Origin of the sequence: Burkholderia sp. MSMB1498, from assembly GCF_001526245.1 — a bacterium.
In the GTDB taxonomy this organism is placed as follows: Bacteria; Pseudomonadota; Gammaproteobacteria; order Burkholderiales; family Burkholderiaceae; genus Burkholderia; species Burkholderia savannae.
Window position 1 is genome coordinate 61522 of the sequence record NZ_LOYJ01000066.1, and the last position, 16480, is coordinate 78001.

The following is a 16480-nucleotide window of genomic DNA, read 5'->3' on the forward strand; positions in this document are numbered from 1 at the left end:
TGAAATCGTCGCGCTCCTGTGTCGGTCGACATTGTTTCCGCACAGGATCGATCGATCATCCGATTCGGTCAGGACGGTGCGAAAACGCCCTGCCAAAAGGTCGACTTTCTTGCTATCTCAAAATATTTATTGCGTGAAGGATAGGGATGTATTGTTTTTCATCCGATGTTGAAGATTGCGTAACTCACTTGGATCGTGTTGCTCAAGGTTAAATAAATTTCTGAAAAAAGTGTAGGGCGGAAATTCGATCTAATCGGTATCGGGAAATGGAATTGTTGAGTTTTGGATGGTAATGACTCGGTTCTGTTCGGGGGCTGACGCTCGGCTTATTGCCGTTCCCGATTGCCTCGGCGCGCAACGGCAGGATGCGTTCGCGTGCATGTGCTCGGCCGTCTGCCCCGGCGGGGCGCGCGGGCCGTCACTGCCCGAGCAGGCGCTGCACCAGCTCGGGCGTGTTCCCCGTTCCGTATTTGCGCATCAGCCGCGCGCGGTAGATGTCGACCGTGCGAGAGCTGATGTCGAGCACGCGGCCGATCTGCTTGCTTGTCTTGCCGGTCACGAGCTGCGCGGCGATCTCGCGCTCGCGCGGCGTCAGCTCGACCGCGACGCGGCGCGTCGCGCTCAGGTCCTCGAACGTCCATACGCCCGCCGCGAGCGGCGCCGTGCGATCGAGCGCGCGGCCCGTCACGTGGCACCAGAACAATTCGCCCGTCGCGCGCTTCATGATGCGATCGTCCGCGTAGCTGCCGTGCGCGATCATCACGGGCGAGATGCGCTCGCCGATCCGCTCGAATTCGTCGGACGACGGGTAGAGCACCTCGAACGACCGGCCGATCAGATCGATGCGCGCGCAGCGGAAGATCGCGGCGAGCTCGTCGTTGCAATCTTCGATGACGCGGTCGTGCGACAGCACGAGGCCGATCGGCGCGAGATGGAAGGCGGTCTTGTAATCGATGGAGGGCATGGACGCTGACGGGCTGTGATCGGGCGCCGCGCAAGCGGCGGCGAACGCTTATGTATTTTTGCGTATTGTGCCGCATCCGGCGCGCATCGTACCCTTTCACACATGTCGCGGCCCATGCCGCGAACGGACGGCAGAAGAAAGCAGAAGAAGGAGCGGCGTCGCGGCAGCATTGGCCGCGCGTGCTTAGAATGGTGCGACGGGCCCGTCGCGCGCGCGAGCCGCGCGGGCTGTCGAGCTGGTTTCCATAGAGGAAGGGACATACAGATGAACAAAGTCTACCCAAGCGCGGCTGCCGCGCTCGAGGGCGTGGTCCATGACGGCCAGACCTTCGCGGTCGGCGGCTTCGGCCTGTGCGGCATTCCGGAAGCGCTCATCGCCGCGCTGCGCGATTCGGGCGTGAAGGACATCACCTGCATCAGCAACAACGCGGGCGTCGACGGCTTCGGCCTCGGCCTTCTGCTCGAAACCCGGCAAATCAAGAAGATGATCTCGTCGTACGTCGGCGAGAACAAGGAGTTCGAGCGCCAGTACCTGTCCGGCGAGCTCGAGCTCGAGTTCACGCCGCAAGGCACGCTCGCCGAGAAGCTGCGCGCGGGCGGCGCGGGCATTCCGGCGTTCTTCACGCAAACGGGCTACGGCACCGTGATCGCCGAAGGCAAGGAGACGCGCGAGTTCGACGGCAAGCATTACGTGCTCGAGCCGTCGCTCACGGCCGACGTCGCGCTCGTGAAGGCGTGGAAGGCCGACAAGTCCGGCAACCTGATCTACCGTCGCACCGCGCGCAATTTCAATCCGATGTGCGCGATGGCGGGCCGGATCACGGTTGCCGAGGTGGAGGAGATCGTCGAGAACGGCGAGCTCGATCCCGACGCGATCCACACGCCCGGCATTTTCGTGCAGCGGCTCGTGCTCAACGCGACGCCGGAAAAACGCATCGAACAACGCGTCGTGCGCGCGAAAGGAGACTGAGATGGCTTGGAATCGTGATCAGATGGCCGCGCGCGCGGCGAAGGAATTGCAGGACGGCTTCTACGTGAACCTCGGCATCGGGCTGCCGACGCTCGTCGCGAACCACGTGCCGGCGGGCGTCGAGGTGTGGCTGCAATCGGAGAACGGCTTGCTCGGGATCGGCCCGTCGCCGACCGAGGACGAAGTCGACGCGGATCTCATCAACGCCGGCAAGCAGACTGTGACGACGCTGCCCGGCTCGTCGATCTTCTCGTCCGCCGATTCGTTCGCGATGATTCGCGGCGGCCACATCAATCTCGCGATCCTCGGCGCGATGCAGGTCAGCAAGAACGGCGACCTCGCGAACTGGATGATCCCGGGCAAGATGATCAAGGGGATGGGCGGCGCGATGGATCTCGTCGCGGGCGTGAAGCGCGTCGTCGTGCTGATGGAGCACGTCGCGAAGGGCGACCAGCACAAGATCCTCGAAGCATGCACGCTGCCGCTGACGGGCGTGGGCGTCGTCGACCTGATCATCACGGATCTCGGCGTGATCGAAGTGACGCCGGACGGGCTCAGGGTGCTCGAACTCGCCGACGGCGTGAGCGTCGACGAGATCAAGGCGAAGACGGGCGCGCCGCTCGACGTGAGCGCGGTCGGCTGACGGCGCGGCATCGGCGCGGGCGCGCGCTTGCGTGAGTTGGGCCGTCGCGCGGCGGCGCTTTCGCAGCACAACAGTGCGAACGATGCGATGAAAATGCCCCCGCTTCGGGAAGACGTGGGGCGTCATGAGATGGTCGGCCCGATCCCTGCTCAGCGTAGTTCGCCAAGTGGGGATAGGGCTGATTGTAGGTTTTTGCTCCGACCGGCGCCGGCGCGCGTTCGATCGCGTATCGGGCGATGCGTGCCCAGATGCGGCGCAGGGCGTTTTGCGGAGATCGCTGCGCGGTGTCGCGGCGCCGCGCGGCAGCAGGCGCGTCGGGGGAGTGAACTCGCGACGCAGTCGGCCGTCCGCGTTGCTAGTTGCTAGTTGCTAGTTGCTAGTTGCTAGTTGCTAGTTGCTAGTTGCTAGTTGCTAGTTGCTAGTTGCTAGTTGCCGCGGCACGCGCCGCCCGCCTTGCCGACGGACAAATCGACGGTGTCGCCGATCGCGTAGACGTTCTCCGCTCCGCGCACGCGCAGCGTCTCGTGGTCGGTCGGCAGCGATCCCTCGCCGTCGGCGGTCTCCGATACGCCGCTTTCGCGCACGGCGTCGGCCGCGCGTACCGGCGGCGTCTTCAGGATGTCGAACGGCTGCTCGGCACCTTCCTCCGAATATGCGATCCCGCGCGCCGGACCGATGCGCGCGAGCGTGACGCCGCGCTGATGGCGGATGCCGCGCCTCGAAGATCGCGGGCAGCGCGTCGCAGGTCGGCTTTTGCAGGAGCAGGCAATCGCGCAGCAATTGCGACGCGGTCGGATACGTGTGGACGATTCCGACCTTGCGCACATCGCGGCGGCGCAGCCAGTCGTCGAACATCAGCGTGGTCTTGATCGGCACGATTCGGCACTGGTGCGGGACGTTGCGCGCCTTCGGAAACGTGACGGTGACGAACACGACGCCGCGCTTGATCGACGCGATCCGCTTGGCGAGCTGCCGCTCGGGCTCATGCTGGTAGAAATGGTTGCTCGCTTCGGCGAGACCTTCGATGCACTCGGGCGACGGCACGCAACCCGTCGCGATCACGAGGTGGTCATGGCCGTAGCGTTTGTCGCTCGTCGTGCGCACGTGCTGCGCGGCGAAGTCGAAATGCGTCGCGCGACCGACGGCGAACGCGATCTCGGGCCGCAGCAGCGAGCGCTCGGCGCGTGTCAGCGCGTTGCGGAAGAACGCGCCGAACGCGACGTACATGAAGGCCGGCTTGTCGTAGTGGCCAGGCGAATCGGACGGCAGCGTGATCCGCGCGTCGTCGCGGGCGACTTCGTCGAGCGGTTTCGGCGCGAATGGTTGGCGAGCGTCGTGCCGCCGAGCCCGTCGCCGACGATCAAAATCTGCGTGGGCATCGTGCATTTCCTTTCGCCGGTCGAGCAGGAGGCACGAGACAGGGCGTCGGCGCGGCAGCCGGCTCCAACGATTGACAATGCGCGAATCGGAGATTCGTTTTTGTTGAGTTGAGCCGAGCGTAGGAAATCCAATCGGCGATGTTGATTCCGCGGCGGCGCTTTCGAGGATGAATGGCAGGCGGGCGCGAGCGACGGGCTCGCGAATCGCGCGTCGGGAGCAGACGCGGGCGAGCGTTGCATATTGCCTCGGCCATTGGCGGGCGCGCACGGCGCATTCATTCGTCGAACAGCGGCGCGGCGGCGCGCGATGGGAAAAGCGCATCCGGTTTTCCGGAAATGCGATTGACGAAATGGATCGATGGATCGTCTCGGTTTCAGTGCGGCGCGCGGATCGCCGCACGTCGCGCGTCTGTCCGTTCGGCCGATCGGCCGTCTGCAACGAAGCGGTTTACAATCGGTTCATCTGTTCGGCACCCGTCGCCACTAGGGCGCCGAGCGTTCGACCATGCCGACCGTTCGTCAGGAGCGCCGATGTCATCGAACCTTGCCACTTCCGTCTCCCCGCGCGAACGCCGCGTGCAATGCGCGAGCCCGGTGGGCCTGCATCACGTCGCATACACCGAATGGGGCGATCCCGAGAATCCGCGCGTGCTCGTCTGCGTACACGGCCTCACGCGCTCGGGGCGCGACTTCGATCGGCTCGCGGCGGCGCTGTCCGACGTCTATCGCGTCGTCTGCCCCGACGTGGTCGGCCGAGGCCGCTCAGACTGGCTCGCGGAGCCGAAGCTCTACGGCCTGCCGCAGTACGTCGCCGACATGGTGACGCTGATTGCGCGCCTCGACGTCGAGCGCGTCGACTGGTTCGGCACGTCGATGGGCGGGCTGATCGGCGTCGCGCTCGGCGGCCTGCCGGGCACGCCGCTCGGCAAGATGATCGTCAACGACGTCGGCCCGCACATCGAGCCTGCTGCGCTCGGGCGGATCGGCGAGTATGTCGGTCTCGACAAGCGCTTCGCGACCGAAGAGGAGGGAGTCGATTATCTGAAATCGCTATCGCTGCCGTTCGGCCCGCTCACGCCCGACGAGTGGCGCGCGCTGAACCGGCCGCTCCTCGTGCAGAGCGCGGACGGCTCGTGGCGCGCGCGCTACGATCCGCGCATCGGCGAGCCGTTCAAGGCCGCGACGCCCGACGCGAACGCTCAGGGCGAGGCCTGGCTCTGGCATGCGTTCGAGCAGTTCGCGGGGCCGCTTCTTGTCGTGCGCGGCGCGCAGTCGGACCTGCTTTCGCGCGACACGGTCGAAGCGATGAAGGCGCGCGGCCGCGCGGTGTCGAGCGTCGAGATCGCCGAAGCGGGCCATGCGCCCGCGTTCGTGAGCGCCGGGCAGATCGCGATCGCTCGCCAATTTTTCGTCGGCGATGCGCCGCACGCGTCATAATATGCGGTTCGGCGCGGCCTGCCCGAGGGCTCGCGGCGCCGTCCACCGATCAACCATTCACCGGGAATTCTCATGGCAGTTACTCGTCACCACGTCGGCCCCCGTCTTTCCGAAATCGCGATCCACGGCGGCACCGTCTACCTCGCGGGCCAGATCGCCGAGGACACGGCGCAGGACATCAAGGGCCAGACGCGCGAAGTGCTCGGCCACATCGATCGCCTGCTCGGCGAGGCGAACAGCGACAAGTCGCATCTGCTGTCGGTGCAGATCTTCATCTCCGACATGGCGAACTTCCCGGGCATGAACGAAGTGTGGGACGCGTGGGTCGCACCGGGCGCGACGCCGCCGCGCGCGACCGTCGAGGCGAAGCTCGCGAATCCGGCATGCCTCGTCGAAGTGGTGGTCGTCGCCGCGCAGCGCGGCTGAGCAGGAGCGCGACACGTTTTTCCAGGCAACATGCAATACCCGACGATGACAGCTGATTCCGCATCCGGCGCCACCGCTGCGGCGCCGTCGCTCGACAACGTGCTCGCGTTCGTGCGCGAGCACGCGGGCGACGCGCGCTTGCCGTCGGGCGAGTTGCTCGTCGATCATGCGGCGGGCACGTCGACGATCATGCAGCGCCTGAACGTCGATCCGCCCGCGACGCAGGCGGCGGCGCTTTTCGCGCTCGCGCCGTATCTGAGCGATCCCGAGAAGCAGATCGCCGAGCGCTTCGGCGACGAGGTGGCGCGCCTCGTCACCGACGTGCGCAAGCTGCTGCGCCTCGGCACCGTGAGTCTGCGCGCCGCGCAGAGCGCGCCCGTCGACACGGGCCGCGACGCGCAGGCGGAGCGGCGCGCGCAGATCGAGGCGCTGCGCAAGATGCTGCTCGCGTTCGCGCAGGACATCCGCGTCGTACTGATCAGGCTCGCGTCGCGACTGCAGTCGCTGCGCTACTATGCGGCCGCGAAAATCGAGCCGCCGCCCGACGTCGGGCGCGAGACGCTAGAGATCTACGCGCCGCTCGCGAACCGGCTCGGCATCTGGCAACTGAAGTGGGAGCTCGAGGATCTCGCGTTCCGCTTCGAGGACCCCGGCACCTACAAGCGCATCGCGAAGCTGCTCGACGAGAAGCGCGTCGAGCGTGAGGCGTACGTTGCCGAGGCGATCGAGCGGCTGCAGCACGAGCTCGCGGCCGCGCATATCCAGGCCGAAGTGAGCGGCCGTCCGAAGCACATCTACAGTATCTGGCGCAAGATGCGCGGCAAGGAGCTCGACTTCTCCGAGCTCTACGACGTGCGTGCGTTTCGCGTGATCGTGCCGGACATCAAGGATTGCTACACCGTGCTCGGCATCGTCCACCACCTGTGGCAGCCGGTGCCGAAGGAGTTCGACGACTACATCTCCCGGCCGAAGCCGAACGGGTACAAGTCGCTGCACACGGTCGTGATCGGCGACGACGGCCGCGCGTTCGAAGTGCAGATCCGCACGCACGAGATGCACCGCTTCGCCGAATATGGCGTCGCCGCGCACTGGCGTTACAAGGAGGCGGGCGCGCGCGGCTACGGCGGCCAGTTCTCGGCGAGCGAGAAGTACGACGAGAAGATCGCCTGGCTGCGCCAACTGCTCGCGTGGAAGGACGAAGTCGCGGATAGCGGCGGCGGGGACGCGATCGGTCATGAGGCATGGGCGCAACTGCGCGAGACGACGCTCGACGACGACCACATCTATGTGCTGACGCCGCAGGCGCGCGTGATCGCGCTGCCGCAGGGCGCGACGCCCGTCGATTTCGCGTATCACCTGCACAGCGAGCTCGGCCACCGCTGCCGCGGCGCGCGCGTCGACGGCGTGATGGTGCCGCTCAATACGCCGCTTGCAAACGGACAGACGGTCGAAATCGTCGCGGTGAAGGAGGGCGGCCCGTCGCGCGACTGGCTCAATTCGCAACTCGGCTATCTGCACAGCTCGCGTGCGCGCCAGAAAGTGCGCGCGTGGTTCAACGCGGTCGACCAGCAGGAAAACATCGCGCACGGCCGCGCGCTCGTCGAGAAGACGCTGCAGCGCGAGGGCAGGACCTCGGTGAATCTCGAGCATCTCGCGGCGAAGCTCGGCTTCAAGTCGCCCGACGAACTGTTTTCGGTCGTCGGCAAGGAAGAATTCAGCCTGCGCAACGTCGAGCAGGCGCTGTCCGACGCGCCGGCGCCCGAGCCCGAGCCGGAAGCGCCCGCGAACTTCGAGAAGCGCGCGAGCGGCGCGAACGTCGCGCACGGCGCGTCGACGGGCGTGCTCGTCGTCGGCGTCGACGCGCTGCTCACGCAGCTCGCGCGCTGCTGCCGTCCGGCGCCGCCCGATCCGATCAGCGGCTTCGTCACGCGCGGCAAGGGGATGTCGATCCACCGCAGCGATTGCGCGATGTTCCGCCGGATGGCCGAGCGCGCGCCTGAGCGCGTGCTGCAGACGACCTGGTCGGCCGACGTGCTGGGCGGGCGCGGCGCGTCTGTCTATCCGGTGGACCTGATGATCGAGGCGACCGATCGGCAAGGGCTGCTTCGCGACATCTCCGAAGTGTTCGCGCGGGAGAAGATGAACGTGATCGGCGTGAAGACGCAAAGCCGCCGCAACGCGGCGTTCATGCAGTTCACGGTCGAGGTGTCGAGCGCGTCGCAGGTGCAGCGGGCGTGCACGCTGCTCGGCGAGGTTCAGGGCGTCGTGCGGGCGGCTCGCAAGGCGTGAGCGCCGGCCGTGCGCCGCCGCGCGGCAACGGGTTGCGAAGTTTTTCGAACAGAAAGCACAAAAACGCTTGCCAGGGCGGAAAGGGCTCCATATAATTTCAGCTTCTTCAGGCTCGTAGCTCAGTTGGTTAGAGCACCACCTTGACATGGTGGGGGTCGTTGGTTCGAATCCAATCGAGCCTACCAACGACATCGGTCGAAGCTCGATTTGTCGGGCTTCGGCGGCAGTAGAGAATTTCTACGCAAAAGGCGAATACGGTTATGGCACCGCGAACGTTGACCGAAACCCATTCGGAGCGACGCTAGTCGAGGAACGTTTTCGCCTTGTGGTTTTGATGTATCGAAATGCGGCCCCTCGAAAGCGGGGCCGCATTTTTTTTGTCGCGCGTTTTCGTTGGCGCTTTCGCGCGTTGATAGATAGTCTGCCGCTCACTGACGGCATCACGGAGATTGCTATATGGTTTCGATACGCTTGCCCGACGGCTCGGTTCGCCAATACGAGCATCCGGTGACGGTCGCCGAAGTGGCGGCGTCGATCGGCCCTGGCCTTGCGAAGGCCGCGCTTGGCGGCAAGCTCGACGGCGAGCTCGTCGACACGTCCGCGCTGATCGACCGCGATGCATCGCTCGCGATCGTCACCGACAAGGACGCCGACGGCCTCGACATCATTCGCCACTCGGCCGCTCACTTGCTTGCCTACGCGGTGAAGGAACTGTATCCGGACGCGCAGGTGACGATCGGGCCCGTGATCGACAATGGCTTCTATTACGACTTCTCGTACCATCGCCCCTTCACGCCCGAGGATCTCGAAAAGATCGAAAGGCGCATGCAGGAGCTCGCGAAGAAGGACGAGGCCGTCACGCGCCGCGTCGTGTCGCGCGACGAAGCGGCGTCGTACTTCCGGAGCATCGGCGAGAAATACAAGGCCGAGATCATCGAATCGATTCCGGCGAGCGACGAGATCAAGCTGTATTCGCACGGCGCCTTCACCGATCTGTGTCGCGGCCCGCACGTGCCGTCGACGGGCAAGCTGAAGGTCTTCAAGCTGATGAAGGTCGCGGGCGCATATTGGCGCGGCGATTCGAAGAACGAGCAGTTGCAGCGGATCTACGGCACGGCCTGGACGAAGAAGGAAGACCAGGATGCGTACCTGCACATGCTCGAAGAGGCGGAAAAGCGCGACCACCGCAAGCTCGGCAAGCAGCTCGACCTGTTCCACATCCAGGAGGAGGCGCCCGGCATGGTGTTCTGGCACCCGAAGGGCTGGACGCTGTGGCAGCAGGTCGAGCAGTACATGCGCCGCCGTCTCGACGCGGCCGGCTACCTCGAGATCAAGACGCCGATGATCATGGACCGCTCGCTGTGGGAGGCGTCCGGCCACTGGCAGAACTATCGCGAGAACATGTTCACGACGGAGTCGGAGAAGCGCGACTACGCGGTCAAGCCGATGAACTGCCCGGGCCACGTGCAGGTGTTCAAGCACGGCTTGCGCTCGTATCGCGATCTGCCGCTGCGTTACGCGGAATTCGGCTCGTGCCACCGCAACGAGGCGTCGGGCGCGCTGCACGGGCTGATGCGCGTGCGCGGCTTCGTGCAGGACGATGCGCACATTTTCTGCACGGAAGACCAGATCAACGCCGAGGCGATCGCGTTCAACAAGCTCGCGATGAGCGTCTACGAGGATTTCGGTTTCGAGCGCATCGACATCAAGCTGTCGCTGCGCCCGGAGCAGCGGATGGGCTCGGACGAGACGTGGGAGCACGCGGAGGAGGGGCTGCGCAATGCGCTGAAGGCGTGCGGTCTGGCGTGGGAGGAACTGCCGGGCGAGGGTGCGTTCTATGGTCCGAAGATCGAGTACCACATCAAGGACGCGCTCGGTCGCTCGTGGCAGTGCGGCACGCTGCAGCTCGACCTGATGCTGCCCGAGCGGCTCGGCGCCGAGTACGTCGCCGAGGACAACAGCCGCCGCCGGCCGGTGATGCTTCACCGTGCGATCGTCGGCTCGATGGAGCGTTTTCTCGGGATTCTGATCGAGCACCACGCTGGTGCAATGCCGGTTTGGCTCGCGCCCGTCCACGCGGTTGTGCTGAATATCGCCGAAAGTCAGGCGGAATATGCTCAGACTGTTGCTCAATCGTTGCAAAAACAAGGGCTTAGAGTGTCAGCCGATTTGCGCAACGAGAAAATTAGCTATAAAATACGCGAGCACACGCTCGAAAAAGTTCCCTATCTGCTCGTTGTAGGCGATAAAGAGCGTGAAGCACAAACGGTAGCCGTGCGTGCCCGTGGCGGCGTCGATCTGGGTGTGATGCCCGTCGAAGCCTTCGTTGAGCGTCTGCATGAGGACATTCGGACGTTCAAGTAACCGCCCTGGCAGCGCGGCTCGTTTTTTTAATTTTTAGAGGAAACGTAACATCGCTACTGATAAGTCGTCGCATCGCATCAACGGTGAAATCACTGCACCGGAAGTGCGTCTGGTCGGGGTCGATGGCGAGCCCATCGGCATCGTGAAACTCGCCGAGGCTTTCCGTAAATCGGAAGAACTGGATGTTGACCTGGTGGAGATCGCGCCGCAAGCGGCTCCGCCGGTTTGCCGTCTGATGGATTACGGCAAGTTCAAGTACCAGGAAGCCAAGAAGCAGCACGAGGCGAAGCTCAAGCAAAAGGTCATCCAGGTCAAGGAAGTGAAATTCCGCCCAGGGACCGATGACGGCGATTACAACGTCAAGCTTCGCAATCTGGTGCGCTTCCTCGAGGAAGGCGACAAGACGAAGATCACGTTGCGTTTCCGCGGCCGTGAAATGGCTCACCAGGAAATCGGCATGCGGATGCTCGAGCGTCTGCGCACCGACCTCGACGAAGTCGGTCAGGTCGAGCAGATGCCGAAAATGGAAGGGCGCCAGATGATCATGGTGCTCTCGCCGAAAAAGAAGAAGTAACGGGCGTGCCGCGCGCGTGCGCGGCGGCTCGGTGAAGTGGTTCGGCGCGTCGTCCGGTCGGGGCGGCGTGCCTGAAACGACGGCGATCGCGCGAGCGCACGCGCCGTACACAAGTGGACTGGGTTCCGAAGGGCGGGTTGAGGGCGCAAGCCAACCGCACACCCACCTCCATCAAATAAACTGGAGTTGTTCGTCATGCCTAAGATGAAGACCAAGAAGAGCGCTGCAAAGCGCTTCGTGGTGCGTCCGGGCGGCACCGTCAAGCGCGGTCAAGCCTTCAAGCGTCACATCCTGACCAAGAAAACCACGAAGAACAAGCGTCACCTGCGCGGCGCCACGGCAGTTCATGATTCCGATCTGAACTCCGTCCGCGCGATGCTCCCGTTCGCGTAACCCCTCAACCGATACTCACAGGAGAGAAACATGCCTCGAGTCAAACGTGGGGTAACCGCACGGGCCCGTCACAAGAAGATCATCAACCTGGCCAAGGGTTATCGCGGCCGCCGCAACAACGTCTACCGCATCGCCAAGCAGGCGGTGATGCGCGCTGGCCAGTATGCGTACCGCGACCGTCGCAACAAGAAGCGTGTGTTCCGCGCACTGTGGATCACGCGTATCAATGCGGCCGTGCGTCAGCACGACATGACCTACAGCGTGTTCATCAACGGCCTGAAGAAGGCGTCGATCGAACTCGACCGCAAGGTGCTGGCCGACATGGCGGTGTTCGACAAGGCAGCTTTTGCCGCGATCGTGAAGCAGGTGAAAGCCGCCGTTGCAGCCTAATTGCGAAATTAGCACTGCGTGGTGAGCTGCAGCGATGTTCCGGTAGTCGCGGCCGCTGCAGCGAAAACGGGGCTCTTCCGAGCCCCTTTTTTGTTGGGTCGGGCGTTTCGCTCGACGAGCACAACTGACGTTGGAAGTGATGGGATCAATGGATCTGGACCAGATTGTCGCCGACGCGCAGCAGTCGTTCGAAGGGGCTGCGGATATCACCACGCTCGAGAACGAGAAGGCGCGGTTTCTCGGTAAGTCGGGCGCGCTGACCGAGCTGCTGAAGGGCCTCGGCAAGCTCGATCCCGAGGCGCGCAAGACGGAAGGCGCGCGCATCAATGTCGCGAAGCAGCAGGTCGAAGCCGCGCTGAACGCGCGCCGCCAGGCGCTCGCCGACGCGCTCCTGAACCAGCGTCTCGCCGCCGAGGCGATCGACGTCACGCTGCCGGGGCGCGGCACGGGCGCGGGCAGCCTCCATCCGGTGATGCGCACGTGGGAGCGCGTCGAACAGATTTTCCGCTCGATCGGCTTCGACGTGGCCGACGGCCCCGAGATCGAAACCGATTGGTACAACTTCACCGCATTGAACAGCCCGGAGAACCATCCGGCGCGCTCGATGCAGGACACGTTCTACGTCGACGGCAAGGATGCCGACGGCCGTCCGCTCCTGCTGCGCACGCACACGAGCCCGATGCAGGTCCGCTACGCGCGGATGAACCGGCCGCCCATCAAGGTGATCGCGCCCGGCCGTACGTACCGTGTCGACAGTGACGCGACGCACTCGCCGATGTTCAACCAGGTCGAAGGCCTGTGGATCGACGAGAACGTCAGCTTCGCCGACCTGAAGGGCGTCTACACTGATTTCCTGAAGAAATTTTTCGAGCGCGACGACATCCTCGTGCGCTTCCGTCCGTCGTACTTCCCGTTCACCGAGCCGTCGGCCGAGATCGACATGATGTTCGAGCACGGCAAGAACGCGGGCAAATGGCTCGAGATCTCCGGCTCCGGCCAGGTGCATCCGGCGGTGATTCGCAACATGGGCCTCGACCCCGAGCGCTACATCGGCTTCGCGTTCGGCAGCGGCCTCGAGCGGCTGACGATGCTGCGCTACGGCGTGCAGGACCTGCGTCTGTTCTTCGAGAACGACCTGCGCTTCCTGCGGCAGTTCGCGTAACGGCGCGACCGTCCCGCTCCGCGCCCGGCCGGCCCACCGAGGCGGCGCGCCGGGCCTCGATCTAACCTGTTTCGAACGTGGATATCCATGCAATTCCCTGAATCCTGGCTGAGAACCTTTGTCGATCCGCAACTGACGACGGACGAACTGTCGCACGCGCTGACGATGGCGGGGCTCGAGGTCGAGTCGCTGCGCCCGGCGGCGGCGCCGACCGAGAAGATCGTCGTCGGCCGCGTGCTCGAGGTGGTCAAGCATCCGGATGCGGACAAGCTCAACGTTTGCCAGGTCGACGCCGGCACGGGCGCGACGCTGCAGATCGTCTGCGGCGCGCCGAACGTCGAGCCGGGCATCAAGGTGCCCGTCGCGCTCGTCGGCGCGAAGCTGCCGCCCGCCGAGGAAGGCGGCGTGCCGTTCGCGATCAAGCTGTCGAAGCTGCGCGGCGTCGAGAGCCAGGGGATGCTCTGCTCGGCGCGCGAGCTGAAGCTTTCCGAGGACCACAGCGGTCTCATGATCCTGCCGGAGGACACGCCCGTTGGCCAGGACATCCGGGAAGCGCTGAACCTCGACGACACCGTCTTCGAAATCAAGCTGACGCCGAACAAGGCGGACTGCCTGTCCGTGTTCGGTATCGCGCGCGAGACGGCCGCGATCACGGGCGCGCCGCTCACGGCGCCCGACATCCGGCCGGTTCTCGCCGAGCTGACGGAGACGCTGCCCGTCGAGATTGCCGCGCCCGACCTGTGCGGCCGCTTCTCCGGCCGCGTGATCCGCGGCGTGAACGCGCGCGCGAAGACGCCGCGATGGATGGTCGAGCGCCTCGAGCGCGCCGGCCAGCGCAGCGTGTCCGCGCTCGTCGACATCTCGAACTACGTGATGTTCGAGCTGGGCCGCCCGTCGCACGTGTTCGATCTCGACAAGATCCACGGCGGCATCCGCGTGCGCTGGGGCAAGCGCGGCGAATCGCTCAAGCTGCTGAACGGCAACACGGTCGAGCTCGACGAGACGGTCGGCGTGATCGCCGACGACGCCCAAGTCGAGAGCCTCGCGGGCATCATGGGCGGCGACAGCACGGCCGTCACGCTCGACACGACGAACATCTATCTCGAAGCGGCGTTCTGGTGGCCGGACAGCATCCGCGGCCGCGCGCGCAAGTACAACTTCTCGACCGACGCGGCGCATCGCTTCGAGCGCGGCGTCGATTACTCGACGACCGTCGAGCATGTCGAGCGGATCACGCAGCTGATCCTCGACATCTGCGGCGGCCAGGCGGGCCCCGTCGACGATCAGATCGCGAACCTGCCGCAGCGCGCGCCCGTCACGATGCGCGTGTCGCGCGCGAACCGGATCATCGGCGTCGAGATCGGCGGCGACCAAGTCGCGCAAATCTTCACGCGCCTTGGCCTCGCATTCGAGCGCGACGGCGACGTGTTCAGCGTGACGCCGCCGCCGCACCGCTTCGACATCGAGATCGAAGAGGATCTGATCGAGGAAGTCGCGCGGATTCACGGCTTCGAGAAGATTCCCGCGCGCCCGCCCGTCGCGACGAGCGAGATGCGCGCGACCGACGAGACGCGCCGCTCGATTCACGCGATCCGTCACGCGCTCGCCGCGCGCGACTACGCGGAAACGGTCAACTTCAGCTTCGTCGATGCCGAGTGGGAGCGCGACTTCGCCGGCAACGACGAGCCGGTGCGTCTGCTGAACCCGATCGCGAGCCAGCTCTCCGTGATGCGCACGACGCTGTTCGGCAGCCTCGTCGGCGTGCTGCGCCACAACCTGAACCGCCGCGCCGATCGCGTGCGCGTGTTCGAGACGGGGCGCGTGTTCGTCGCCGATCCTGCGGTGAAGGCGGGCGAGCTCGCGGTCGAAGGCTACGCGCAGCCGAAGCGCGTCGGCGCGCTCGCGTACGGGCCCGTTGCGGACGAGCAGTGGGGCGTGGCGACGCGCCAGGTCGATTATTTCGACGTGAAGGGCGATCTCGAGGCGCTGTTGGCCCCCGTCGCGGCGCGCTTCGTGAAGGCCGAGCATGCGGCGCTGCATCCGGGGCGCAGCGCGCAGATCGAAGTCGACGGCCGCGCGGTCGGCTGGATCGGCGAGCTGCACCCGCGCCTGATGCAGAAGTACGAGCTGCCGCACGCGCCCGTGATGTTCGAGATCGACGCGGACGCGCTCGTCGCGCGCGCGCTGCCCGCGCCGTCCGAGGTGTCGAAGTTCCCGCCGGTGCGTCGCGACATCGCGGTCGTGGTAGACCAGAAGGTCGAAGTGCAGGCGCTTTTCGACGAGATGAAGAAGGCGCTTGCCGAAGACGCGTGCAAGTTCGTCCAGAAGGTTGCGCTCTTTGATGAATTTCGTGCAAAATCAAATACTTCCAGTGGGTTGTCAGCCCACGAGAAAAGCCTTGCGTTCCGCGTCACGCTGCAGGATGCGGCCGGAACCTTGCAGGACGAGACGGTCGATCTGGCGATTCAGACCCTCGTGGATCGCATGGCTCGAGTCTATGGCGCGCGTTTGCGCGGATAGGGCGCGAAAGTGGCGGAAGCCGCCGCTTTCGTCAGTGTTTTTGTCCAAGTTTGACGCGCTAGTTTTGCAGATATGAACGACATGAACTCGAGTGAATTTGAAGCCCTTCTGACGGCGCAGCGCAGCGCCATGTCCCGCGACGTCCCGGCGTCGCCGCCCGCCGGCGATACGCCGACGCTGACGAAGGCCGAGCTGGCCGAGCTGCTGTTCGACAGCGTCGGCCTCAACAAACGCGAGGCGAAGGACATGGTCGAGGCGTTCTTCGAGGTGATCCGCGATGCCCTCGAGAATGGCGAGAGCGTGAAGCTGTCCGGCTTCGGCAATTTCCAGCTGCGCGACAAGCCGCAGCGGCCGGGGCGCAATCCGAAGACGGGCGAGGCGATTCCGATCGCCGCGCGCCGTGTCGTGACGTTCCACGCGAGCCAGAAGCTGAAGGCGCTCGTCGAAAACGGCGCCGAATCGGATCTCGTGCGCTGAGCCGGCGCTTCGCCACCTGCGCGGAGCGCCCGCGCCCTTACCGACGGTTAACTGACGATGACGTCGACGGTTGAGAAAGTCGTGCTGCCTCCGATTCCCGCGAAGCGCTACTTCACGATCGGGGAAGTGAGCGAATTGTGCGGCGTGAAGCCCCACGTGCTGCGGTATTGGGAGCAGGAGTTCACGCAGCTGCGCCCGGTGAAGCGGCGGGGGAACCGCCGCTACTACCAGCACCACGAGGTGCTGCTGATCCGGCGGATTCGCGAGCTGCTGTACGAGCAGGGCTTCACGATCAACGGCGCGCGCAACCGGCTCGACACGGTCGGCAGCGAGCGGAGCGCGCCGCCCGAGCCGGGCGAGTTGGAGCAGCATGCGGCCGAGCCGGCAACGGGCGACACGATCGACGTCGCGCAGTTGCGCCGGGCGCTTCTCGACGTGATCGACAGCCTCAAGCGCGGCTGAGCGCGGCGTCGAGGGAGCGCAGGATGTGCCG

The 16480-nt window shown here is 65.2% G+C and carries 13 protein-coding genes, 1 tRNA gene and 2 pseudogenes; 14 read left to right on the forward strand and 2 right to left on the reverse strand.

The window, feature by feature from the left end; translation table 11 throughout:
• Positions 1-418 precede the first annotated feature (418 nt).
• Positions 419-964: a LuxR C-terminal-related transcriptional regulator gene (locus WS91_RS12515; protein ID WP_038751247.1), complete on the reverse strand. Its 546-nt coding sequence runs from the start codon at positions 962-964 to the stop codon at positions 419-421.
• 264 nt (positions 965-1228) lie between these two features.
• Here WS91_RS12515 and WS91_RS12520 point away from each other — a divergent pair, with 264 nt between their 5' ends.
• Positions 1229-1933, forward strand: a complete 705-nt coding sequence (locus WS91_RS12520) for a CoA transferase subunit A (protein WP_038751245.1) — start codon at positions 1229-1231, stop codon at positions 1931-1933.
• Between the two features lies 1 nt (position 1934).
• Positions 1935-2576: a CoA transferase subunit B gene (locus WS91_RS12525; protein WP_038751243.1), complete on the forward strand. Its 642-nt coding sequence runs from the start codon at positions 1935-1937 to the stop codon at positions 2574-2576.
• Positions 2577-3013: 437 nt separating this feature from the next.
• Here the strand turns inward: WS91_RS12525 and WS91_RS37935 are convergent.
• Positions 3014-3955, reverse strand: a pseudogene (locus WS91_RS37935) (NAD(P)/FAD-dependent oxidoreductase); the annotation flags it as partial.
• A gap of 167 nt (positions 3956-4122) precedes the next feature.
• Here WS91_RS37935 and WS91_RS12535 point away from each other — a divergent pair.
• The 12 genes and pseudogenes from WS91_RS12535 to WS91_RS12590 all read left to right on the forward strand — a co-directional run bounded on the left by WS91_RS12535 (position 4123) and on the right by WS91_RS12590 (position 16449).
• Positions 4123-5392 (forward strand): annotated as a pseudogene (locus WS91_RS12535) (alpha/beta fold hydrolase).
• Positions 5393-5464: 72 nt separating this feature from the next.
• Positions 5465-5818 (forward strand): RidA family protein, encoded by a 354-nt coding sequence (locus WS91_RS12540; protein WP_038751240.1) that lies wholly within the window; start codon positions 5465-5467, stop codon positions 5816-5818.
• A 45-nt stretch (positions 5819-5863) separates the two neighbouring features.
• On the forward strand, positions 5864-8107 hold the full coding sequence (locus WS91_RS12545; RefSeq protein WP_059645734.1) for a RelA/SpoT family protein: 2244 nt from the start codon (positions 5864-5866) through the stop codon (positions 8105-8107).
• A 108-nt stretch (positions 8108-8215) separates the two neighbouring features.
• Positions 8216-8292, forward strand: a tRNA-Val gene (locus tag WS91_RS12550).
• A gap of 271 nt (positions 8293-8563) precedes the next feature.
• Positions 8564-10471 carry a threonine--tRNA ligase gene (gene thrS, locus WS91_RS12555; protein WP_059583138.1) on the forward strand — a complete coding sequence of 636 codons (1908 nt, stop codon included), beginning with the start codon at positions 8564-8566 and terminating at the stop codon, positions 10469-10471.
• A 49-nt stretch (positions 10472-10520) separates the two neighbouring features.
• On the forward strand, positions 10521-11045 hold the full coding sequence (infC, locus tag WS91_RS12560) for a translation initiation factor IF-3 (protein WP_081464034.1): 525 nt from the start codon (positions 10521-10523) through the stop codon (positions 11043-11045).
• A 195-nt stretch (positions 11046-11240) separates the two neighbouring features.
• Positions 11241-11438, forward strand: coding sequence for a 50S ribosomal protein L35 (rpmI, locus tag WS91_RS12565; RefSeq protein WP_004191477.1), 198 nt, complete (start codon positions 11241-11243; stop codon positions 11436-11438).
• Positions 11439-11468: 30 nt separating this feature from the next.
• On the forward strand, positions 11469-11828 hold the full coding sequence (rplT, locus tag WS91_RS12570; protein WP_004192938.1) for a 50S ribosomal protein L20: 360 nt from the start codon (positions 11469-11471) through the stop codon (positions 11826-11828).
• Between the two features lie 148 nt (positions 11829-11976).
• The gene (gene pheS, locus WS91_RS12575) at positions 11977-12990 is read left to right on the forward strand and encodes a phenylalanine--tRNA ligase subunit alpha (RefSeq protein ID WP_059583141.1); all 1014 of its coding nucleotides are present in this window, start codon (positions 11977-11979) and stop codon (positions 12988-12990) included.
• Positions 12991-13077: 87 nt separating this feature from the next.
• Positions 13078-15510: a phenylalanine--tRNA ligase subunit beta gene (gene pheT, locus WS91_RS12580; RefSeq protein WP_059670360.1), complete on the forward strand. Its 2433-nt coding sequence runs from the start codon at positions 13078-13080 to the stop codon at positions 15508-15510.
• Positions 15511-15582: 72 nt separating this feature from the next.
• Positions 15583-15987, forward strand: a complete 405-nt coding sequence (locus tag WS91_RS12585; protein ID WP_038751231.1) for an integration host factor subunit alpha — start codon at positions 15583-15585, stop codon at positions 15985-15987.
• 57 nt (positions 15988-16044) lie between these two features.
• Entirely contained in the window at positions 16045-16449 is a 405-nt protein-coding gene (locus WS91_RS12590) for a MerR family transcriptional regulator (protein WP_059645731.1), read from the forward strand.
• The last annotated feature ends 31 nt before the right edge of the window (positions 16450-16480 follow it).

Excerpts from the sequence above, each read along its gene's own strand:
- WS91_RS12590 (WP_059645731.1), top strand. The coding sequence starts at position 16,045 with ATGACGTCGACGGTTGAGAAAGTCGTGCTGCCTCCGATTCCCGCGAAG.
- rplT (WP_004192938.1), top strand. The coding sequence starts at position 11,469 with ATGCCTCGAGTCAAACGTGGGGTAACCGCACGGGCCCGTCACAAGAAG.
- rpmI (WP_004191477.1), top strand. The coding sequence starts at position 11,241 with ATGCCTAAGATGAAGACCAAGAAGAGCGCTGCAAAGCGCTTCGTGGTG.
- WS91_RS12515 (WP_038751247.1), bottom strand. The coding sequence starts at position 964 with ATGCCCTCCATCGATTACAAGACCGCCTTCCATCTCGCGCCGATCGGC.
- thrS (WP_059583138.1), top strand. The coding sequence starts at position 8,564 with ATGGTTTCGATACGCTTGCCCGACGGCTCGGTTCGCCAATACGAGCAT.
- WS91_RS12545 (WP_059645734.1), top strand. The coding sequence starts at position 5,864 with ATGACAGCTGATTCCGCATCCGGCGCCACCGCTGCGGCGCCGTCGCTC.
- WS91_RS12540 (WP_038751240.1), top strand. The coding sequence starts at position 5,465 with ATGGCAGTTACTCGTCACCACGTCGGCCCCCGTCTTTCCGAAATCGCG.
- WS91_RS12585 (WP_038751231.1), top strand. The coding sequence starts at position 15,583 with ATGAACGACATGAACTCGAGTGAATTTGAAGCCCTTCTGACGGCGCAG.
- pheT (WP_059670360.1), top strand. The coding sequence starts at position 13,078 with ATGCAATTCCCTGAATCCTGGCTGAGAACCTTTGTCGATCCGCAACTG.
- WS91_RS12525 (WP_038751243.1), top strand. The coding sequence starts at position 1,935 with ATGGCTTGGAATCGTGATCAGATGGCCGCGCGCGCGGCGAAGGAATTG.
- pheS (WP_059583141.1), top strand. The coding sequence starts at position 11,977 with ATGGATCTGGACCAGATTGTCGCCGACGCGCAGCAGTCGTTCGAAGGG.
- WS91_RS12520 (WP_038751245.1), top strand. The coding sequence starts at position 1,229 with ATGAACAAAGTCTACCCAAGCGCGGCTGCCGCGCTCGAGGGCGTGGTC.